Raw genomic sequence first — 6,588 nt, 5'->3', positions numbered from 1 at the left:
CATTCTTTGATTATACAAAAATATCCGTTGCCAGTAATCAAATTCATTTGATTACCAACAACAGATATTTTAGAACCCTCTTTTTCTAATCACTAAATTTTTTCCAGGCGCGAGTTGTTCCATTAAAGACCGAACGTGCCACCGGTAGTGATTGGCCATTTTGTGTGACGCTTCCGCTAGCGTCGTACTCAATCAGCTTAACTTGACTGCTATGCCCAGCTAGTTTGCCACCGGCGACCCAATAATCTTGATTGGGCAACACCGGTCGCACAAATTGGTTGATCACTTGTTTCGTACCAAAAATAATGACCCCTTGATGGTACCATTCCAGCTGACTCACCAACTGCTTGAGCTTCTGCCCCTGCGTCGCCATGTCAGCGCTGTTGCCGTTGTATTTACCATAGTAACTCACCGCGACCATGATCGGCAAAGTCCCGGTATTCTGGCCAACCGTTTCGTGAAAATGGCGATACTGACGAGCGGCAGAACTGGTGAAACTAAACGTATGAACGACCCCCACCTTGAGGGAGGCACCTTGTGACCGCGAATAATTATCGCTGAAGTCATCGTCGGTATAGGTCGCCCCGGACGTTGCCTGCAAGTAAGCAAAATCGGTATGGTTTGCCAATTGCTGAAAGTCGAGGTACCCACTGTCTTGGTTGATGGTCACCCCGCGAACCGGGTAGTTGGCCAATTGTTGCTTTTGATGAGCCTGCCACCGACTCCAGCCTAAACCACCGGCAACCAGCACTAGCATTAGGCCTAGCAACAGCCACCACCGCCGGCGATGATGACGGTGGTACGTATTTTCATAAATGGGTTGATAATCGCGTCGTTTCACCGTCAGTCACCCGTTCTCCTTCGCTTCACAAATTTAGATTCTATTATACCATGCCATGAGGGAGAAACTAGAGTCGTTTCGGTGACAACTGGTCCCGTCATTAGCTGAAATTGCTGAACCGACCTGTCTCTACGTACAAAACAAAACAGGCTGTGACAACTGCCACGGCCTGCGTTACTTTCTGAGTTTTATTAGTAAATTTAAGATTCATGTCGCGTCTGCTCAATCACGTCGCGAACCTTGCTTAACGTTTGATCCGTTCGCGAGGAAATTCGCAACACGGTCATCATGAAGAGACTGTCCAGAATTGCCAGTTGCGAGATTAGTGAATACATCCCCTCTGACCGATAATTCACTTCGTCCGTCAATGATAGGAAAGAGACGTCTGCGGTTTGGGCTAAAGGTGACCCACTGTAACTCGTGATGGCAATGATTGTCACGCCATTTTGGGCGAGCTCTTCTGCAATCTTCAAGGTCTCGTGGTTCCGACCAGAGTGTGAAATTACGACTGCACAGTCATCCTTACCCAGCTTAGCCGCCTGCATCAGTTGAATGTCATAGTCGGGATAGTAGGCAACATTCAGTGAAGTTCTTAAAAATTTATGGAAGCCATCCAAGGCAGCAATCGACGAGCCACCCAGACCAAAGAACGTGACCGACTTGGCATGAATTAATTTCAATACCGCACGGGCCAGTTCGTGTTCGCTCAACGCTTCATTGGTCGCCTCCAACGAATGAATTGTATAGTGGAAAGTTTTACTGGCGATGGTGGATAGAGAATCACCCTCTCCCAACTCTGGGAAGGAACTTATTTGTGGCGCATCTTCAACCGCCAAATGCGCCAATGCCATGGTAAATTCCCGGTAATTGGCATAGTCCATGCGCTTCACAAATCGAGAAATTGTCGCCGTCGAAACGCCGGTGGCACTGGATAATTCTTTAATCGTCATTTCACTAACGACACTAGCATTATCTAAAGCCAGCGTCGCCACTTTCTTCTCGGTTGGAGACAATTGATCGTACATTCCCCGGATCTTACCAATAGTTGAGCGTGCGATGATTGCCGCCCCCTTTCTGTTTAGTTCCGTCCACCAATCCACCATCTCAGAATTCTGACATTCTTTTTATCAGGTAACCCGCACCCAAGGTTTGGTCATTAACCAAACGAAGGACTTATCCCTTAGATTAATCGCCAGTAAATCGATTAGCCGTTATCATAGGGTTGTCGGTCATTTTTAATTGCTATTCTGACTGTTCGTGGTTTTGGTAAAAAATTTTTTCAAATGGCATTAATCAGCGAAAAACTGCAGTCTAAAGCAATTACCGTTGCCTGACTAAGCCGCTTGTTAAAATTTATTTCTATATTTGTAAATATTTTACATCAAAAGCCTTGAAATGTGAAACTTTTTTTCATATAATAGCGTTGTCAGAAAAATTTCGCATAATGCAAAGGAGATTATTTCATGAAACTCGGATTAATTGGTTTAGGTAAGATGGGTCTTAGCCTCGCAGAAAACGCTATGGATCACAACCACGAAATCGTTGGTTTTGATTTAAACAAAGATTTTGTCGACAAGGCAGTAGCTGCAGGTGCTGAAGGCGCCGACAGCTTAGAAGACATGGTTTCCAAGTTACCTTCACCTAAAATTGTTTGGGTTATGGTTCCAGCCGGCAAGCCAACCGATGCTACGATCGAATCATTAAGCACGTTGCTCGGTAAGGGCGACATCTTGATTGATGGCGGGAACTCTTACTACAAGGATTCTCTTCGTCACAACGAAATCTTAAAGGCCAAAGGGATTGACTTCTTTGACTGTGGGACTTCCGGTGGTATGGAAGGTGCACGTTCACACGGTAACTTCATGATTGGTGGGGATAACAAGGAAGCCTTCGAAACGATTCGTCCTTTATACGATGACATTTCCGAAAAAGATGGTTACCTTTACACTGGTCCAGCCGCTTCAGGTCACTACTTGAAGATGGTCCACAATGGTATCGAATACGGCCAAATGCAAGCCATTGCTGAAGGTTTCGAAGTCCTCGAAGCTTCCAAGTTCGACTACGACAACGAAGCCGTTGCTAAGGTTTGGAGTCATGGTTCCGTTATCCGTGGCTGGCTCATGGAATTAGCCGAAGAACAATTTGCCAAGGATCCTGAGCTTGAAAACATCGCCGGCCGCATGCACGCTTCTGGTGAAGGCCAATGGACTGTTCAAGAAGGCTTGGACAGCCAAGTTCCAACACCAGTTATCGCATTGTCCTTAATGATGCGTTACCGTTCAATGCAAGACGACACCTTCACTGGTAAAGTTGTTTCAGCTTTACGTAACGGTTTTGGTGGCCACGCAATGGACAAAGCTGGAAAATAATTTTTAATTAGCGACACGAAAGGAAGAGCTCTATGGACTACATGATTGGGGTCGATATTGGTACAACCAGTGTCAAGACCGTATTGTATGATACTGCGGGTAAGATGCAAGGTTATTCAAACAACCTGTATCCCCTCTATCAAGATGTGCCTGATATGGCTGAAGAAGATCCAGATGAGATTTTCTCCGCCATCATCGATGGGTTAACCACGGTTATACGGAAGGCAGATTTAAAGAATGGCAAGCTACAAGGCGTGTCTTTCTCTGCTGCCATGCACAGTCTGATTCTGTTAGATGAGGACCACAAGCCGTTAACGCGGGCAATTACCTGGGCTGATAACCGGGCAGTGAAATATGCGGATGAATTACGTGAGAACGGTGTAGGTAAGCAACTTTACGAAAAGACCGGGACACCAATTCACCCAATGACACCGCTCAGCAAATTAATTTGGTTGCGCAATGACCAACCGGACTTGTTCAACCAAGCCCGTTGGTTCGTCGGCATCAAGGAATACGTGATCTACAAGTTATTCGGCGTTCTCCAAGAAGACTACTCCATTGCCAACGCCACTGGTCTGTTCAACATCTTTAAGATGGACTGGGACGACCAAGCCTTGGAAGTTGCTGGAATTACCCGTGACCAATTGCCAAAATTGGTCGACACAACTGACCAAATCACCGGCATGCAAGCCGATTACGCCGGCGTCATTGGTATGGACCCACAAACTCCCTTTATTATGGGTGCTTCCGATGGTCCCCTCGCCAACTTAGGCGTTAACGCCATCAAGCCTGGTGTTGTGGCCGTGACCATTGGGACATCCGGTGCCGTCCGGGTCGTCACTGATAAGCCGAAGATTGACCCTAAGGGCCGGGTCTTCTGCTACTACCTTTCAAAAGACCACTGGGTTGTCGGTGGACCCGTTAACAACGGTGGGATTGTCTTCCGTTGGGTCCGTGACCAACTCTTTGCACCAGAAAAGTTAACGGCTGAACAGATGCATGTCGACTCCTACGATCTCTTAACGGAAATCGCTTCGAAAGTCCCTGCTGGTTCCGATGGTCTGATCTTCCATCCCTTCTTGGGTGGCGAACGGGCCCCTATCTGGGATGCAAACGCGCGGGGTTCCTTCTTCGGTTTGACGCGGACCCATTCACGGGCCCACATGGTTCGGGCAGCCCTGGAAGGGATTGTCTACAACCTGTACACCGTGATGCTCGCGCTCGAAGAAGTTGTTGGCAAGCCATCTAGCATTCAAGCAACTGGTGGTTTTGCCCGTTCAGCGCTCTGGCGGCAAATGCTCGCTGATATTTTTGAACAAGACGTTACCATCCCAGAAAGTCCTGAAGGAACTGCTCTGGGTGCCGCAACGCTTGGAATGTACGCATTAGGTATGATTGATGACCTCTCCGCTGTGAAGAACTTCATCGGCGTTTCTAACGTCCATCATCCCAACCCAGAAACGTATGACGCTTACCGGGCCTTGGTTCCGATTTACATTCGCCTTAGTCGGCAATTACAATCCGAATACAAGAATATCGCTGAGTACCAACGGACACACGTTCATCCACAAGAAAATAAGAAAAAGTAATTGGTCTAGTCTTTTCAGAAAACTAAACTAATAAACTCATCTTTTTTGAAACTTAATGGTATACAAATTGACGACAATAACGTACAATGTGTGTACTTACATTGGGAAGCCAACGATTATACGTTGGCTTTTCAAAATTCACTCAATGAAAGGGCTTACTTCCAATGGAACTTCTAGCTTTACTTATCGGGGTCATTTTCTTACTGGTCCTCATTATTCGCTTCAAAATCAACACCTTTGTCTCTCTGATCTTAACTTCTGTCCTGACAGCCATGCTGTTGGGCATGAACCTCACCACGATTGCCACCACAATCGAAACTGGGATTGGTAGCCAACTTGGCGAACTCTCCTTGGTCTTCGGTTTCGGGGCAATGCTGGGTCGGTTAGTTGCCGATGCCGGTGGGGCTTACGTTATTGCCACGACACTGATTGACAAATTCGGTAAGAAACGCCTCCAATTAGCTATTATGCTTGCTTCATTCATTCTTGGGATCGCGTTATTCTTCGAAGTTGGGATGGTTCTGTTAATTCCTATCGTCTTTGCCATCGCCGTTGAAGCTGATGTGCCAATCCTGTACTTAGGGATTTCCATGGCAGCCGCCTTGTCCGTTACCCACGGGTTCTTACCACCTCACCCAGCACCAGTTGCGATTGCACAAGTTTTGGGTGCCAATGATGGTAAGGTCCTCCTATTCGGTTTAGTTGTTGCAATTCCTGCAGCCATCGTTGCTGGGCCTATGTTTACCAAATTGGCGCAAAAATTTGCACCAGAGGCCTTTCAGCGTAAGGGAAACTTATCTTCCCTGGGTGAAGTTAAAACCTTCAAGCCTTCCGAAGCTCCTAGCTTTGGCCTGTCCGTTCTGACTTCCCTCTTCCCCGTTATCCTGATGGCCATCACGACTATCTACAAGATGACGGTCGACGGTGGGGCAACACCTACCAAGAACGCAACCATGTTGGACCAAATCGTTGCCTTGATTGGTGACCCAGCCATTGCGATGTTAATCTCTCTGATGGTTGCCATGTTTACCATGGGTTGGGGTCGTAAGCGTAAGACCGCTGACATCATGGCTACCTTGGAAAACGCCGTTAAGTCCATTGCAATGCTGCTGTTAGTTATCGGTGGTGGTGGGGCCTTTAAACAAGTCCTCATCGATGGTGGTGTTGGTAAAGAAGTTGCGAAACTCTTCATCGACTCCAACATGTCCCCACTGATCTTAGGGTGGTTAGTCGCCGTTGTCCTCCGTGTTGCCTTAGGTTCCGCTACGGTCTCTGCTTTGACCGCTGCCGGGATTGTGGCGCCACTGATGGCCCAATCCGGTGTTGACCCTGCCCTGATGGTTCTGGCCATTGGTGCCGGTTCCTTAGCCGCTTCTCACGTGAACGATGCCGGGTTCTGGATGTTCCGTGAATACTTCGATTTGACTGTTAAGCAAACGTTGAGCATTTGGACCGTGCTGGAAACTGTGATTTCCATCGTGGGTATCCTGATTGTTCTGCTCCTGAACATGGCGTTCCACTAGAATTTTTCTGACAATTAATTCGAGCGTCAATCGGTCCGCTGCCCTGCTTGGGTGGCGGATTTTTTTGTTCTGTCAACACTGTCACTAAGTCGGATGAAATCAGTCACCTGCGGCTGCCAGAGATTCCGGCTGCTATGGGGACCGCCTACGGCCTGAGGAGCGGTCCTCCGGCTCGGTTTGAAGCCTGACCAGAACCGTCAGTCTCCAAACACGTCCCACGGTGTAAGCTGGTTCCACCTCTGGCCTCCTCCGGTTGTGATTGCTTT

Annotated in this window: 5 protein-coding genes; 3 read left to right on the top strand and 2 right to left on the bottom strand. The window is 47.8% G+C overall.

The window, feature by feature from the left end; genetic code table 11:
• Positions 1-85: 85 nt before the first annotated feature.
• Both EKM99_RS07700 and EKM99_RS07695 read right to left on the bottom strand, forming a co-directional pair.
• Positions 86-841, bottom strand: coding sequence for a GH25 family lysozyme (locus tag EKM99_RS07700; RefSeq protein ID WP_225419816.1), 756 nt, complete (start codon positions 839-841; stop codon positions 86-88).
• 200 nt (positions 842-1,041) lie between these two features.
• A complete protein-coding gene (locus tag EKM99_RS07695) occupies positions 1,042-1,866 on the bottom strand; it encodes a MurR/RpiR family transcriptional regulator (protein ID WP_225419815.1) in 825 nt (274 codons plus the stop codon).
• A 438-nt stretch (positions 1,867-2,304) separates the two neighbouring features.
• Between EKM99_RS07695 and gnd the strand changes: the two genes are divergently transcribed.
• From gnd to EKM99_RS07680, 3 genes are all read left to right on the top strand, one after another.
• Complete coding sequence (gene gnd, locus EKM99_RS07690) at positions 2,305-3,210, top strand: phosphogluconate dehydrogenase (NAD(+)-dependent, decarboxylating) (RefSeq protein WP_125582488.1); 906 nt, start codon at positions 2,305-2,307, stop codon at positions 3,208-3,210.
• 32 nt (positions 3,211-3,242) lie between these two features.
• Positions 3,243-4,799 (top strand): gluconokinase, encoded by a 1,557-nt coding sequence (gene gntK / locus EKM99_RS07685; RefSeq protein WP_125582486.1) that lies wholly within the window; start codon positions 3,243-3,245, stop codon positions 4,797-4,799.
• 164 nt (positions 4,800-4,963) lie between these two features.
• Positions 4,964-6,322, top strand: a complete 1,359-nt coding sequence (locus EKM99_RS07680; protein ID WP_125582484.1) for a gluconate:H+ symporter — start codon at positions 4,964-4,966, stop codon at positions 6,320-6,322.
• Positions 6,323-6,588: the final 266 nt, after the last annotated feature.

This window comes from Levilactobacillus cerevisiae (genome assembly GCF_003946245.1).
Classification (GTDB): Bacteria; Bacillota; Bacilli; order Lactobacillales; family Lactobacillaceae; genus Levilactobacillus; species Levilactobacillus cerevisiae.
The sequence above is the reverse complement of the archived record's forward strand: the minus strand, read 5'-3'. Positions and strand labels throughout refer to the sequence as shown.

Bases quoted from the DNA above. Each gene is read 5' to 3' on its own strand.
- EKM99_RS07680 (WP_125582484.1), top strand. From the start codon at position 4,964: ATGGAACTTCTAGCTTTACTTATCGGGGTCATTTTCTTACTGGTCCTC.
- EKM99_RS07695 (WP_225419815.1), bottom strand. From the start codon at position 1,866: ATGTACGATCAATTGTCTCCAACCGAGAAGAAAGTGGCGACGCTGGCT.
- gnd (WP_125582488.1), top strand. From the start codon at position 2,305: ATGAAACTCGGATTAATTGGTTTAGGTAAGATGGGTCTTAGCCTCGCA.
- gntK (WP_125582486.1), top strand. From the start codon at position 3,243: ATGGACTACATGATTGGGGTCGATATTGGTACAACCAGTGTCAAGACC.